The 13,249-nt window shown below is 68.9% G+C and carries 11 protein-coding genes; 2 read left to right on the top strand and 9 right to left on the bottom strand.

The genetic code is table 11. The features are described from left to right. Positions 1 to 64: 64 nt before the first annotated feature. The 7 genes from BFF94_RS03035 to BFF94_RS03005 all read right to left on the bottom strand — a co-directional run bounded on the left by BFF94_RS03035 (position 65) and on the right by BFF94_RS03005 (position 9,347). Positions 65 to 619: a carboxymuconolactone decarboxylase family protein gene (locus BFF94_RS03035; protein WP_128842099.1), complete on the bottom strand. Its 555-nt coding sequence runs from the start codon at positions 617 to 619 to the stop codon at positions 65 to 67. Between the two features lie 29 nt (positions 620 to 648). After that, positions 649 to 1,983 (bottom strand): aspartate aminotransferase family protein, encoded by a 1,335-nt coding sequence (locus BFF94_RS03030; protein ID WP_128842098.1) that lies wholly within the window; start codon positions 1,981 to 1,983, stop codon positions 649 to 651. A 15-nt stretch (positions 1,984 to 1,998) separates the two neighbouring features. Beyond that, complete coding sequence (locus BFF94_RS03025) at positions 1,999 to 3,048, bottom strand: C45 family autoproteolytic acyltransferase/hydrolase (protein ID WP_128842097.1); 1,050 nt, start codon at positions 3,046 to 3,048, stop codon at positions 1,999 to 2,001. Between the two features lie 20 nt (positions 3,049 to 3,068). Beyond that, on the bottom strand, positions 3,069 to 3,797 hold the full coding sequence (gene glnQ / locus BFF94_RS03020; RefSeq protein WP_069230959.1) for a glutamine ABC transporter ATP-binding protein GlnQ: 729 nt from the start codon (positions 3,795 to 3,797) through the stop codon (positions 3,069 to 3,071). Then, entirely contained in the window at positions 3,794 to 4,501 is a 708-nt protein-coding gene (gene glnP / locus BFF94_RS03015) for a glutamine ABC transporter permease GlnP (protein ID WP_175681083.1), read from the bottom strand. The genes glnQ and glnP overlap by 4 nt, the downstream gene beginning before the upstream one ends. Positions 4,502 to 4,516: 15 nt before the next feature. After that, complete coding sequence (gene glnH / locus BFF94_RS03010; protein ID WP_128842096.1) at positions 4,517 to 5,269, bottom strand: glutamine ABC transporter substrate-binding protein GlnH; 753 nt, start codon at positions 5,267 to 5,269, stop codon at positions 4,517 to 4,519. A gap of 538 nt (positions 5,270 to 5,807) precedes the next feature. Next, positions 5,808 to 9,347 (bottom strand): ABC transporter ATP-binding protein, encoded by a 3,540-nt coding sequence (locus BFF94_RS03005; RefSeq protein ID WP_219138959.1) that lies wholly within the window; start codon positions 9,345 to 9,347, stop codon positions 5,808 to 5,810. A gap of 120 nt (positions 9,348 to 9,467) precedes the next feature. Here BFF94_RS03005 and BFF94_RS03000 point away from each other — a divergent pair, with 120 nt between their 5' ends. Further along, positions 9,468 to 10,415, top strand: a complete 948-nt coding sequence (locus BFF94_RS03000) for a LysR family transcriptional regulator (RefSeq protein ID WP_128842095.1) — start codon at positions 9,468 to 9,470, stop codon at positions 10,413 to 10,415. 42 nt (positions 10,416 to 10,457) lie between these two features. On the opposite strand, the gene BFF94_RS02995 is transcribed toward BFF94_RS03000, so the two are convergent. Further along, positions 10,458 to 10,829, bottom strand: coding sequence for an MAPEG family protein (locus BFF94_RS02995; RefSeq protein ID WP_128842094.1), 372 nt, complete (start codon positions 10,827 to 10,829; stop codon positions 10,458 to 10,460). Between the two features lie 302 nt (positions 10,830 to 11,131). Between BFF94_RS02995 and alr the strand changes: the two genes are divergently transcribed. After that, the gene (gene alr, locus BFF94_RS02990; RefSeq protein ID WP_128842093.1) at positions 11,132 to 12,253 is read left to right on the top strand and encodes an alanine racemase; all 1,122 of its coding nucleotides are present in this window, start codon (positions 11,132 to 11,134) and stop codon (positions 12,251 to 12,253) included. A gap of 166 nt (positions 12,254 to 12,419) precedes the next feature. Here alr and BFF94_RS02985 read toward each other — a convergent pair whose 3' ends face one another. Then, positions 12,420 to 13,214, bottom strand: coding sequence for an enoyl-CoA hydratase (locus BFF94_RS02985; RefSeq protein ID WP_128842092.1), 795 nt, complete (start codon positions 13,212 to 13,214; stop codon positions 12,420 to 12,422). Positions 13,215 to 13,249: the final 35 nt, after the last annotated feature.

Below are 13,249 nucleotides of genomic sequence, written 5' to 3'. Positions count from 1 at the left end.
CACGTCGACGAAGCGTTCGTCAGACGTATCGCCGCCCCTGTTCCGGCACGATCACCCGCGGCCGTTACTCCGGAAACGGCAAATCGGTTTGACCATCCGCGCGCATGCCGAACGTGTTCAGCGTCATCGCGACGAGCGCGTAGTAGCCGAGCAGTGCAACGAGATTCACGACGGTTTCGTGGCCGAAGCGCGCTTGCGCGCGCGCGAACGTCGCGTCGCTGACGCGCCGCGTGTCGTACAGCTCGCTCGCGAACGCATGGATCAGCGCATCGTCGTCCGACTCGAATGCGGGCGTGGCGCCCCGCCGGATCGCATCGGCCGTCGCGGCCGGCACGCCCGCGTCGAGCGCGATCGGATGGTGGATGTGCCACTCGGCCTGCGAGCGCCAGCGCGCGGCGGTCACGAGAATCGCGAGCTCCGACAGCCGCAGCGGCAGGCCCGTGCGATAGCGGCAGAACGCGCCGAGCTTCTGCGCGTGCTGGGCCAGCTCGGGGCTCGCGATCCAGCCGAGAAACGGCCCGTTCAGGTTGCCGCGCGGGCCGCTGAGAATGTCGGCCAGCACGGCCTTCTGTGCATCGCTGGCCGATGCGGGATCGAAAGGTGGCAGTCTGTCTGTCATGGCGATGTCCCGGTGAGGTTCGAATGCCGTCACGCGCCGGCCGACGCGAGCGCCGCGCCGATCGCACCGGACAGCCGCTCGACGATCGTATCGATCTGTTGCGCGGTGCAGATGAACGGCGGCGCGATCAGGATGTGATCGCCGTTGACGCCGTCGATCGTCCCGCCCATCGGATACACCATCAACCCGCGCTGCATCGCCTCGCGCTTGACCGCCGCATGCAGCTTCAGCGCGGGATCGAACGGCGCCTTGCTGCCGCGATCGCGCACGAGCTCGACGCCGACGAACAACCCGCGGCCGCGCACGTCGCCGACATGCGGATGCGCACCGTAGTGCTCGCGCAGCGACGCGCGCAACTGCTCGCCGCGCGCCTTCACGTTATCGAGCAGCTTCTCTTCGGCGATCACGCGCTGCACCTCGAGCGCTGCCGCGCATGCCGTAGCATGGCCGAGGTACGTGTGGCCGTGCTGGAAGAAGCCCGAGCCGTCGACGATCGTCCGGTAGATGCGGTCGCTGACGAGCGTCGCGCCGATCGGCTGGTAGCCCGCGCCGAGCCCTTTCGCGATCGTCATCAGGTCGGGTGCGACGCCGTCTTCGTCGCACGCGAACAGGTAGCCCGTGCGCCCCATCCCCGACATGATCTCGTCGAGAATCAGCAGCACGCCGTACTTGTCGCACACCGCGCGAATCTTCTTCAGGTACGTGCGCACCGGCGGCACCGCGCCGACCGTTGCGCCCACCACCGTTTCCGCGACGAACGCCGCGACGTTTTCCGCGCCGAGTTCGACGATCTTCCGCTCGAGCTCGTCCGCCAGACGCTGCGCATACGCTTCGTCGGTTTCGCCCGCCTGCTGGTCGCGGTACGCATAGCAGGGGCTCACGTGGTGGGCCTCGATCAGCAGCGGCAGGAACGGCTCGCGCCGCCACGCATTGCCGCCGATCGCGAGTGCACCGAGCGTGTTGCCGTGATAGCTCTGGCGCCGCGCGATGAAATGGCGGCGCTGCGGCTCGCCCTTCTCGACGAAATACTGGCGCGCGAGCTTCAGCGCGGCCTCGACCGCTTCGGAGCCGCCCGACACGAAATACACGTGTTCGAGGCCGGCCGGCGCGGCCTCGACGAGCCGGTCGGCCAGTTCCTCGGCCACGTCGGTCGTGAAGAACGACGTATGCGCGTACGCCAGCTGCTGCGCCTGTCGCTTGATCGCGTCGATCACGCGCTGGTTGCTGTGACCGAGACACGAGACGGCCGCGCCGCCGCATGCGTCGATATAGCGTTTGCCGGTCGAGTCGATGATCTCGATGCCGTCGCCTGCGACGGCGACGGGCAAGGTGGCGCGCGGGGCGCGATGGAAAACGGTCGTCATGCGTGGCCTCATGGATCAGGACGCGCCGTGCGCGCGTCCGGACGGCACGATGCGCGTCGCGAAGCGCTGCGTGCCGTGTTGGTGAAGGGTGAAATCGATCGACGCCGCGCCGATCGCGAACACGGCGGTCGCCAGCGTGTTTTCGTCATCGGGGTCGGCCGGATCGTCGCGGTAGATCGGCAGCCCTTCCGGCGCGCGATCGCCGAGCACGCGCAGCAGCGCGGCTTCGTCGATCGCGTCGATGCCGGGCGTCAGCGCGTCGACGCGGCGCTGGCGGTCGGCCGACGATTGCGTGACGATCTGCGCTTCAGCTTCGCAGCCGGAATGCACGAGATGGTTTGCATGGCCGGCAAGCCGCGTGACGTCGACGACCGAGCAGCGCGCGACGCTGGCCTCGATGCTCAGCAGCCGCGCATCGCCGGTCGCGCCGAGCGTGTGATGAAAACCGCTCGCGCATGCATGCCCACGCAGCACGTCGGCCGCCGCGTCGAGCGACGTCGCATCGAGCACGGCGCGCGCGAGGATCATCCGCGGCACGCCCGGCGCGGGCGTGCGGATCCGCAGGTTGTTGATCGCCTGCGCGATGCCCGCGCGGTTCGCGGCAAAGGTATGGCCCGGCAGCGAACCGGGGTAGTAGAAACTGATGAAGCCCGGCTTGGCCTCAGGCTGCACGTCGACGAGCAGGCAGCGCTCGCGCAGGTACGGATCGCCGTCCTCGTTGTGCGCGATCCAGCGCGTGCCGCTGGCGTCACGCGCGGCGAGCGTCGTGCAGCCGTCCGGCGCGTTGTGGATCAGTTCGCCGCGGCAGTTCCACAGGAAGATGTCCTCGGCCGGCCAGCCGATGCCCGCCGCGATGCCGTCCAGTTCCGCGACGAGATCGGGGTACGCGGCCAGCGCGGCTTGCCGCAGCGCATCGACGAACGGATGGCCGCGCCAGCGGCGCACGGCCTGCCACGCGCTGCTCTGCTGCATGTATTCGTCGAACACGGGCCGGGCGAGCTCGCCGAGACGCATGCCGATGTCGAACGGCGTGCCGGCGATGACGGGAGAAAGGGAAAGCGGCATGTCGAATGTTTCGGTTTCGTTCAGGACACGTGTTTCAGGAATTCCTTCAGGCGCGGCGTCGGCGGCCGGTCGATCAGGTCGACCGGGTGGCCGTCCTCGGCGATGCCGCCCTGATCCATGAACAGCAGCCGCGTGCCGACCCGCTTCGCGAAGCCGATCTCGTGCGTGACGACGATCATCGTCATCCCTTCGGTGGCGAGATCCTGCATCACTTTCAGCACTTCGTGGCGCAACTCCGGATCGAGCGCCGACGTCGGCTCGTCGAACAGCATCAGCCGCGGCCGGATCGCGAGCGCGCGTGCGATCGCGACGCGCTGCTGCTGGCCGCCCGACAGCTCCGACGGGTAATGATTCGCGCGCGATTCGAGACCGACCTTGTCGAGCAACGCCATCGCCTGGTCACGCGCGTCGGCGCGCGACGCGCCGCGCACCTGCATCGGCCCGAACATCACGTTCTCGAGCGCGGTCATTTGCGGGAACAGGTTGAACTGCTGGAACACCATGCCGGCTTCGAGCCGGATGTTGCGGATCGTCGTCGCGTTGCCGCGCACGCTCTGGCCGTCGACCAGCAGCTCGCCGCCGGTGATTTTCTCGAGCGCGTTGATACAGCGCAGCATCGTCGATTTGCCCGAGCCCGACGGGCCGACCACGACGACCACCTCGCCCGCGTCGATCCTCAGGTCGATGTTCTTCAGCACCGGCACATGGCCGAAGCTCTTCGACACGTTCTGGAATTCGATCATGCTCATAAGATTTTCATCCGCTTTTCGACGATCCGAAGCGTCAGCGTCATCGCGCCGGTCAGTATCAGGTAGATGACGGCCACCGCACTCCAGATCTCGACCGCCTGGAAATTGCCCGCGATGATTTCCTGCCCCTTGCGCGTCAGCTCGCCCACGCCGATCACGATGAACAGCGACGTGTCCTTCAGGCTCACGATGCACTGGTTGCCGAGCGGCGGAATCAGCCGCCGGAACGCCAGCGGCCCGACGATCTTCAGCAGCACGCGCGGCATCGACAGCCCCATCGCGAGCCCCGCTTCCGTCAGCCCCTTCGGGATCGACAGCAGCGCGCCGCGCACCACTTCCGCGAGATACGCGCCGGAGTTCACCGTGATCGCGATGATCGCGGCCGTCAGGCCGTCGATGCGGATATGCGCGAGCAGCGGCAGCGCGAAATACAGGAACATCACCTGCACGACGATCGGCGTGCCGCGGATCAGCTCAATGTAGACCTGTGCGAGCACGTTCATCACCTTCGGTCCGTATGCGCGGAACATGCCCGCGATCATCCCGACGATGAAACCGCCCACCAGCCCCAGTAATGCGATGAACACCGTCAACCGGACCCCGTCCATCAGGTCCGGCAACGCCGCCCAGATCGCCGACCAATCGAAATTCACTTGTCGCTCCCCGTTCGATTCAAGACCGGCGCGGCCACCCGGCCGCGCCATGGCGTGTGGTCACGCTCACATCTTCGGCGGCTCGGCGCCGAACCACTTCTTGTAGATCTGCGCGTAGCGGCCGTCGGCCTTGATCTTCACGAGCGACGCGTTAACCTTCGGCACCAGCGGGCTGCCCTTCGGGAAGCCGATCCCGTACTTGTCGCCGCTGACCGGCTGGCCCGCGACCTTCACCTTGCCCTTGCCTTCGTTGTTCACGAAGAACAGCACGTTCGGCGTGTCGTGCATCGCCGCGTCGACGCGGCCCGCTTCAAGCGCGAGGTAGGCCTGGTCGATGTTCGGGAACTGGCGGACCTCCTTCGGCTTCAGGTGCGCCTTGATCCAGTCGATCGTCGCGGTGCCCGTCTTCGCGGCGATCACCTTGCCGTTCAGGTCGTCGATCGACTTGATCGTCGTGTTGTCGGACTGCACCATCGCCGCGAGACCGCTGTCGTAGTACGGCGCGGAGAAGTCGATCGCCTTCTTGCGCTCCTCCTTGATCGTCATCCCCGACAGCGCGACGTCGATGTTCTGGGTCTGCAATGCCGGGATCAGGCCCGCGAAATCCATCGGCTGGATCTTGTATTTCCAGCCCTGGTCTTTCGCGATCTCCGCCCACAGGTCGAGATCGAAGCCGACGTACTTGTCGCCCTGCTTGAACTCGAACGGCATGAACGACGTGTCGGTCCCGACGACGAGCGCCTGGGTGTCCGCGTGCGCGAGGCTTGCGCCGAGCGCGGCGACCACCGCGACGGCTTTCAGGAAGGAACGGCGACTCATGGTTTCTCTCCGCATGATTGAGCGATGTGGCCGGCCAGCCGGCCGGCGGGAACGACGACATCAAGCCGCACCGCAACATGCGATGTCGAATTAGACCTTAGTGCAACAAGTGTTGTCAACGGCGATACTACGACAACAAAAAAACGCGCAACAGGTAAATGCATCGAGGCAAACCCGGGCCGCGCGGGACGGATAGGTCAGAGGAAAGGGAGAGGCCCGGGGGGAAGCGCCCGGGCCGGATCGCGCCGCGCGGGCGGATGGCGGTGCGTGAAGCGCGGATGGCGGCGCTGGGTATGGGCAGGCGGGTCGGGCGGGTTGGCCGTCCCGCGCCGCCAGGGCGACGGGCTGACGACAGCGCAACCCGCAGGCAATCGCCGGCGCCCGTGCGCCGGCTCGTTCGTGTGGATCGTCGGCGATTCGACGCGGCGCCGTGCCGGGGCGGCCGTACCCGCGATGCCGGCAACCGCCGGCGCGGCTCAACGAACGGTGCGGAATTCGCGCGAAAACGCCGGGCGGCGACGCTCCGCTGCGGCGTCGCTCACGCCGCCACCCCGCTGGCCTGATGCGACACGAGCCGCGCATACGCACCCTGCCGCGCCATCAGTTCCGCATGGCGTCCGGCCTCGATCACGCTGCCCTGCTCGATCACGAGGATCAGGTCGGCATTGCGCACGGTCGACAGCCGGTGCGCGATGATGATCGACGTGCGCTGCGTCATCAGGTCTTCCAGCGCCGCACGAATCTGCTGCTCGCTGATCGTGTCCAGATGGGACGTCGCCTCGTCGAGGATCAGCACGGGCGCATCCTTCAGGAACGCGCGCGCGATCGCGACACGCTGGCGCTGGCCGCCCGACAGCTGCACGCCGCGCTCGCCGACGCGCGTCGCGAGCCCGTCCGGCAGCCGCGCGACAAATTCGCCGAGCGCCGCATGATCGATCGCACGCTGCACGTCCGCGTCGGATGCATCGTTCGCGGCGAGCCGGATGTTCGCTTCGAGCGTGTCGTTGAACAGGTAGGTATCCTGCGCAACCAGAGCGATGTGCTGGCGCAGGTCGTCGAGCCGCAGGTCGCGCAAGTCGACGCCGCCAAGCGTCACGCGGCCCTGCTGCGGATCCCAGAAGCGCAGCAGCAGGCTCGCGACCGTCGACTTGCCGGCGCCCGACGCGCCAACCAGCGCAACCGTGCTGCCGGGCGGCACCTCGAAGCTCACGCGGTCGATGGCGGGCACGCCGCGGCCCGGATACGTGAACGACGCTGCCTCGAAACGCACCGCCGGATTGCCGGGCATCGCGTGCGTGCCGTCCGTCACGGTCACGGGCTCCTTCTCCAGCGCGCGCAACCGGCGCGTCGACGCGATCGTGTCGGCCAACTGGCGCGCAACCTGGCCGATTTCGGCAACCGGCATGAACGCGGCCACGGCAACCAGCACCAGCAGCGGCAACGACTCGCGCGGAAACCAGCCGCGCGCGCACAGCAGCGCGCCGAGCGCCGCGACGGCCAGGCCGCCGAGCCCGCTCGCGATTTCCAGCGCGGCGCTTTGCGTCGACAGATCGTCGAGCAGCTTCGCGCGCTGCTTGCGGTACGCATCGACCTCGGCCACGAACGCTGCGCGCCGGCGCGCGATCGCCTGGAACGCGGTGAGCTCCGCCAGCCCCTGGATCGTTTCGGTCAGGTGCGCGCCGAGCTGGCCGAGCGCTTCGCGCGCGCCGGTGCCGAGCCGGTCGACGTCGCGCCGCGCCAGCACGGGCGCCAGCCCGGCCCACAACAGGAACGGCAGCAGCACGAGCGCGAGCGGCCATGCGACCGACGCCAGCAGCACCAGCACGGCGGCCGGCACGAGCACCGCGACGAACGCGGGCGCCAGCGTGTGCGCGTAGAAGTATTCGACGGTCTCGACATCCTGCGTCGCGAGCGAGACGAGATCGCCGGAACGGCGGCGCAGCAGCCCGGCCGGTGCGAGGCGTTCGAGCGTCGCGAACAGCGCGATGCGCATTTCCGCGAGCAGCCGGTACGCCATGTCGTGCGCGAGCCACGATTCGAGCCAGTGCAGCACGGCCGCCACCGGCGCGATCACGAGCAGCGCGACGACGAGCGCGGGGCTCGCGTGGCCGGCCGACACCGCGCCTACCACCATCGCGCCGATCACGCCGACGCCGATGAACGCGAGCACGCGGCCGATGCCGAACAGCACGGTCAGCACGACCTTGCCCTGCCACGGACGCACGAACCGCAGCAGCGTCTGCAAGGTTTCCGGCCAGCCGATCGTCGCCGCATCGTCGTTCAGCGGCCGCACCTGCGGGCCCGACGACGCGCGCGCGGTCGCACCGGCCGTCGTCGCCGCGCCGACGGATTCGGCAACCGCTTCCAGTTGCGGCCCCATCAGCCGGCGATACGGGCCGTCGCGCGCGATCAGCGCCGCGTGCGTACCCTCGTCGACCACCTGCCCCTGATCGAGCACCAGGATGCGGTCGGCGCCGATCACGCTGGACAGCCGGTGCGCGAGCACGAGCGTCGTCCGCCCGCGCGTGAGCCGGTCGAGCGCCTGCTGGATCAGCGCTTCGTTTTCCGCATCGACCGACGACAGTGCCTCGTCGAGCAGCAGGATCGGCGCATCGCGCAGCAGCGCACGGGCAATCGCGAGGCGCTGGCGCTGGCCGCCCGACAACATGAGCCCACGTTCGCCGATGCGCGTCGCGTAGCCGTCGGGTAGCGCCGAGATGAAATCGTGCGCGTTGGCGGCGCGCGCGGCCGCGATCATGTCCGCGTCGCTCGCGTCGGGGCGGCCGAGCCGCAGGTTGTCGGCGACGCTGCCGTCGAACAGCGTCGCATCCTGCGCGACCACCGCGATCATCTCGCGCACCTGGTCGGCGTCGAGCGTGCGCACATCGTGGCCCCCGATGCGGACGGCACCGCCCTGCACGTCGTGCTGGCGCAGCAGCAGGCGCACGATCGTCGACTTGCCCGCGCCGCTCGGCCCGACGATCGCCACCGTCTCGCCTTCGCGAACCGAGAAGCTCAGCGCCGCATGCGCGTCCGCGCGACGCCCCGGATACGCGAAGCTGACGCCGTCGAACGCGATCTCCGCGCGCAGGCCCGTCATGCGCGGCGCGTCGGCGGCCGGCGCGCGGCTGCCCGCGTCGAGCAACGCGTGGATCGCATTGGCCGCCGACTGGCCGATCATCCCCTGGTGCAGCACGGCACGCAGGTCGCGCAGCGGCCGGAAGATTTCGCTGCCGGCCATCAGCACGATCAGCAGTGCCTCGAGGCTCATGTCGCCGTGCCGCACGCGCCATGCACCGACCGCGATCGCCGCGGCCGCGCCGAGGCCGGTGCCGAGATCGGTGAAGAGGCGCGTCAGCAGGCCGAGCGCGAGCACCCAGAACGTGCTGTCGGACAGCGCGCGCGCCTTCGCGGCCAGCTTCGCGCCGAACGCGGTGCCCTGCCCGAACGCCTTCAGCGTCGGCAGGCCCTGCACCGCGTCGAGAAACTCCTCGCCGAACGCGTTGAAGGCGGCCGAGCGTGCGAGCGCCGCGCGCCGGTCGGCGCGATGCACGAGCTGCGGCAGCGCGAGCGTGACGAGCGCCGCGACCAGCAGGATCGCGGCCGTCGGCACGTCCCACCACGCGAGCACCGCGAAGATCATCACCGGCGCGCACGCGGCGATCACGAGCTGCGGCAGGTAGACGCCGAAGAAGGTCTGCAGTTGCTCGACGCCGTCGACGACGGCCAGCATCACGCCGCCCGTGCGTTCGCCGCTGAACCATGCGGGGCCGAGCGCGGCGATCCGGTCGAACAGCCGCGCACGCAGCGTGGCCTGCACGCGCCCGGCCGTGTGCTGCGCGAGCACCGTGCGGCGATGATCGAGCCACGCACGCAGCAGCACGCAGGCCGCCGTTGCAACGACGGCTTCGCCGATGCTGCGCGCCGGTGCGCCGGAAAAAACCAGCGCCAGCACGCGGCCGAGAAACACGAAACGGAGGATGCCGACACCCATCGCGAGCAGCCCGAGCGCGACGGCCGCGGCCACCCGCCAGCGCAGTCCCGCCATCATGGCCCATAGTCGTCGGTCGAAATACATGCAGTTCTCCGGTTGGTGTTGCGTTGCGTTTTTTCTTGACCGGATCGAGGCTACCCGCGCCGCCCGCGCGCGGCAAAAGATGATTTTTCAACGGGTGTTGAGTCAACTACAATACCCCGCATGTCGCACCTCCCTCCCCTTGGCGCACTGCGGGCTTTCGAGGCGGCCGTCCGCCTCGGCGGGTTCGCGCGCGCGGCGGCCGAGCTGAACGTGTCGACGAGCGCGGTCAGCCACCAGATCCGTTCTCTCGAGGAATCGCTCGGCGCGCGGCTGCTCGAACGCAGCACGGGGCTCGGCGGCATCAGTCTCACGCCGGCCGGTGTGCGCCTGCTGCCGGCCGTCGGCGATGCGCTGGCGCGCCTGACCGACGCCTGTGCCGAGATTCGCGGCACCGCGCAACGCCTCACCGTTTCCGCCAACGCGCCGTTTTCGTCGATGTGGCTCGCGCGCCGTCTCGCGGAATTCTCGTCGCTTCATCCCGAAACGCCGCTGCATGCCGTCGTGCTGGACGACGAACCGGATTTCGCGCGCAGCAGCGTCGATCTCGCGATCGTGCACGTGCCCGCGCACCGGCTGCGGGCCGACGACGACGTGCTGATGCGGGAGACCGTGTTTCCGGTATGCAGCCCCGAGCTGTATCCGTACGCATCGGGGTACGTGTGCCGCTCGCGGCTGCTGCAGGAGATGCACGAGAACAGCCCCGAGATCGACTGGCGCAACTGGGCCTCGGAATTCGGCTTGCCGGACGACTTCGAGACGAAGATCGTCCGTTACAGCAGCTTCAGCCAGGTGATCGGCGCGGCGCTCGGCGGCGCGGGCATCGCGCTCGGCCGCATGCCGCTCATCGAGCCCGAACTGCGCAGCGCTCGCTTGGTGCCGCTGGTGCCGGGCCTCGCACGCGATGCGTCATGGCGCTTCGTGCTGCGCCGCCACCCGTCGACGCGGCACCGGCTGCTCGATCCGCTGATCGCGTTCCTGCGCCGCGAAGCGGAGGCGCCGCCGTTCGTCGCCAAGATCGTTGCGCCCGCATCCAACGACAGTCACGCACGGGGCGCGGGCAGCGCGTAGCGAGCCGGCACGCAAAGCCGGCCCCGCCGGCTCACCGGCCGGTCACGGCGCGGCGAAGAACAGTGCGACGACGCACACCATCCCGGCGAACCACACGAGCGAACGCAGCGACGCCCAGTTCAGCAGGTACATCAGCGCATAGACGACGCGGGTCGCGACGAAGCCCATCGCGAGCTGGTCGACGTGGTGCGCGTTCGCGCCGTTGTGCCACGCAACCACCAGCGCGGCCGTGAACAGCGCGAGCGCTTCCCATGCGTTCTGGTGCACGGCCTGCGCGCGTGCGCGCCAGCCTTCGAGCTTTGCCAGATAGTCGCGCGGCGTGCGGTTGTCGTAGCCCTTGCGGGCCTTCGCGAGAAACGTCATCGGGAACGGCAACAGCGCCACGATGAACAGGCACAGCTGGGACGTCGTCATCAAAAGTCTCCTCCTTTATGATTACATTGTTCACTGATAAGATCGCCGAGAGCTTAGCATCGAGCCGCGCCGTTCGCGCACCGGTTTTCTAGACGGGACACTCGGCCGTGCGGGCCGCCGGCAGCCGCGGTCAGCCCCGGCCCGGCACCCAAAATTCCACCAAATCGTCGACAAATACGTTAATTAAAACTGGTCGAACACCAATAAGATAGCGTTCAACACTGACCCGGCGCGTTGTCGCGCCAGCCTGCCGAACCCGCGCCGCCGCGCGCGCCGAACGACATCCGACCCGAGCCATCGCCATGCCCCGTCCCATCGTCGCCCATATCCGCCCCGACGCTGTCCGCCACAATCTCGACTTCATCCGCCGCACCGCCGCGCAATCGCGCGTATGGGCCGTGATCAAGGCCGACGCCTACGGCCACGGCATCGAGCGGATCTACCCGGGCCTCGCGGCCGCCGACGGCATCGCACTGCTCGATCTCGACGAAGCCGTGCGCGTGCGCGAACTCGGCTGGGACAAGCCCGTGCTGCTGCTCGAAGGCATCTTCGAGCCGGCCGACGTCGAGCTGGCCGATCGCCACCGGCTGACGGTGGCCGTGCACTGCGACGAGCAGCTCGACCTGCTGATCGCCGCGAAGCCGCGGCAGCCGATCGACATCCAGCTCAAGATGAACTCGGGGATGAACCGGCTCGGCTACCGGCCCGGTGCGTTCCGCGCCGCGTGGGAGCGCGCGGCGAGCGCGCCGTCGATCGGCAAGATCACGCTGATGATGCATTTCGCGAACGCCGACGAAGGCGAGGTCGACTGGCAGCTCGAACAGTTCGACGCGGCCACGGCCGGGATTCCGGGCGAGCGCTCGGTATCGAATTCGGCGGCCGTGCTGTGGCATCCGCGCGCGCACCGCGACTGGGTGCGGCCCGGCACGATCCTGTACGGCGCATCGCCGACGGGTGCGTCGCGGCATATCGCCGATACGCCGCTGATGGCCTCGATGACGCTGACGAGCAGGATCATCGGCGTGCAGACGCTGTCGCCGGAAGAAACCGTCGGCTACGGCCGCCGCTTCACGGCCGATCGGCCGATGCGGGTCGGCGTCGTCGCGTGCGGTTACGCGGACGGCTATCCGCGCCACGCGCCCACCGGCACGCCGATCGCGGTGGACGGCGTGATGACGCGCGTCGTCGGCCGCGTGTCGATGGACATGCTGACCGTCGACCTGACGCCGTGCCCGAACGCGGGCATCGGCTCGAGTGTCGAGTTGTGGGGCGACCAGGTGAAGGTGGACGATGTCGCGGAAGCCAGCGGCACGATCGGCTACGAGCTGATGTGCGCGCTCGCGCGCCGCGTGCCGGTCGTGATCGTGCCGCCCGGTGCGTCGACCGTGCAGCCGGCGCTGCGGACCGGGAGCTACGGGCGCTAACCGGGGAAGATCCGGCGGCGCGCTACCGCGTCGCCGCGCATGCCGCTTCATTTTCGGGCCGCCCCGGGCGGCCCGTTTGCTTTCCGGCGAACAGGAAACCCGGGCCGACGATACCGCGTGGGTTACGGCCCTTCCGCCCCGCGCGACATACCGATCCGGCGGCGCGCTACGAACGCCACGTCGGCTTCCGTTTCTCGAGGAACGCGTCGATCCCTTCGCCGGCATCCTCTTCCATCATGTTGCGCGCCATCACGTCGCCCGCATAAGCATAGGCTTCGTCGAGCGGCAACTCGCGCTGGCGGTAGAACATCTGCTTGCCGTAGCGCACCGCGGCCGGGCTCTTCGCGACGATCTCCGCGACCTTGCGCGCGACGGCCGCGTCGAGCGCGTCCTCGGGCACGGCCTCGTTGACGAGCCCCCACGCGGCGGCCGTCGCCGCGTCGACGAAGCGCCCGGTCACGAGCATGTCGAACGCGCGCTTCGCGGTGACGTTGCGGCTCAATGCGACGGCCGGCGTCGAACAGAACAGCCCGACGTTGATGCCCGATACCGCGAAGCGCGCGGTATCGGCCGCGATCGCCAGGTCACACGCGGCGACGAGCTGGCAGCCGGCCGCCGTCGCGATGCCGTGCACGCGCGCGATCACCGGTACCGGCAGTGCGCGCATCGCGAGCATCACGCGGCTGCACTGCGCGAACAGCGTGCGGTAGTAGTCGAGATCCGGCTTGCCGCGCATTTCGCGCAGGTCGTGGCCCGCGCAGAATGCCTTGCCTTCGGCTGCCAGCACGACGCAGCGCACGTGCAGATCGGCGGCGAGCGACGCGAACGCGTCATGCAGGCTCGCGAGCATCGCTTCGGACAACGCGTTGAACTGCTGCGGCCGGTTCAGCCGCAGCGTGACGACGCCGTCGTGCGCCTCGCGCAACAGGATCGGCTCGGCAGTCTCTTGATCGGGTTCCATGATGTTCCGCTCGACAGGGTTCGGTCCGGCGTGAA

The organism is Burkholderia catarinensis (genome assembly GCF_001883705.2).
Taxonomy (GTDB): domain Bacteria; phylum Pseudomonadota; class Gammaproteobacteria; order Burkholderiales; family Burkholderiaceae; genus Burkholderia; species Burkholderia catarinensis.
Note: the sequence above shows the minus strand (reverse complement) of the source record. Positions and strands in the feature narration are given on the sequence as shown.

Coding starts and splice junctions, on each gene's coding strand:
- BFF94_RS03025 (WP_128842097.1), bottom strand. CDS start 3,048: ATGCCGCTTTCCCTTTCTCCCGTCATCGCCGGCACGCCGTTCGACATC.
- glnH (WP_128842096.1), bottom strand. CDS start 5,269: ATGAGTCGCCGTTCCTTCCTGAAAGCCGTCGCGGTGGTCGCCGCGCTC.
- BFF94_RS03005 (WP_219138959.1), bottom strand. CDS start 9,347: ATGTATTTCGACCGACGACTATGGGCCATGATGGCGGGACTGCGCTGG.
- alr (WP_128842093.1), top strand. CDS start 11,132: ATGCCCCGTCCCATCGTCGCCCATATCCGCCCCGACGCTGTCCGCCAC.
- BFF94_RS02995 (WP_128842094.1), bottom strand. CDS start 10,829: ATGACGACGTCCCAGCTGTGCCTGTTCATCGTGGCGCTGTTGCCGTTC.
- glnQ (WP_069230959.1), bottom strand. CDS start 3,797: ATGAGCATGATCGAATTCCAGAACGTGTCGAAGAGCTTCGGCCATGTG.
- BFF94_RS02985 (WP_128842092.1), bottom strand. CDS start 13,214: ATGGAACCCGATCAAGAGACTGCCGAGCCGATCCTGTTGCGCGAGGCG.
- glnP (WP_175681083.1), bottom strand. CDS start 4,501: ATGGCGCGGCCGGGTGGCCGCGCCGGTCTTGAATCGAACGGGGAGCGA.
- BFF94_RS03035 (WP_128842099.1), bottom strand. CDS start 619: ATGACAGACAGACTGCCACCTTTCGATCCCGCATCGGCCAGCGATGCA.
- BFF94_RS03030 (WP_128842098.1), bottom strand. CDS start 1,983: ATGACGACCGTTTTCCATCGCGCCCCGCGCGCCACCTTGCCCGTCGCC.
- BFF94_RS03000 (WP_128842095.1), top strand. CDS start 9,468: ATGTCGCACCTCCCTCCCCTTGGCGCACTGCGGGCTTTCGAGGCGGCC.